Raw genomic sequence first — 441 nt, forward strand, 5'->3', positions numbered from 1 at the left:
GCCGTGGTAGCTGACGAGGTGCGTGCGCTGGCCAGCAAGACACAAAGCTCGACGGGCGATATCCAGGAACACATCATCGCCCTGCAACGTGGAGCGAAAGAGGCGGTCGCCGCCATCGGCATCGCCGGACGCCAGGCCAAGGAAGGGCTGGAAGTATTACGTGACAGCGCCAAACGCCAGCAGACCGTGCAGGCGTCCGTCGAGCAGGTGCATGCTGCCATCGGTCTGGCAACCAAGGCGTCTGTACATCAGGCTGAAGGCGCGCAGGCCGTTCGCGGTCGGGTCGAGTGATTCACGCACAGGCCGAGCGTGCTGCCGAGGCGGTGGTCGAGACGACTGCTAGCGGCAAGGTACTCAGCGGGCTGGCTGCGCAGTTGAAGGCGAGCCTGGGGCAGTTTCGGGCTTGAGCATCATGCAGCGCTGCAAATGTGGCGCTGCCAG

General features: G+C 64.6%; 1 pseudogene. It reads left to right on the plus strand.

Features of this window, described 5'->3' with window-relative positions:
• Positions 1–407: pseudogene (locus ALO64_RS16560) on the plus strand (methyl-accepting chemotaxis protein); the annotation flags it as partial.
• Between the last annotated feature and the right edge of the window lie 34 nt (positions 408–441).

Source organism: Pseudomonas meliae (genome assembly GCF_001400515.1).
GTDB classification, from domain to species: Bacteria; Pseudomonadota; Gammaproteobacteria; order Pseudomonadales; family Pseudomonadaceae; genus Aquipseudomonas; species Aquipseudomonas amygdali.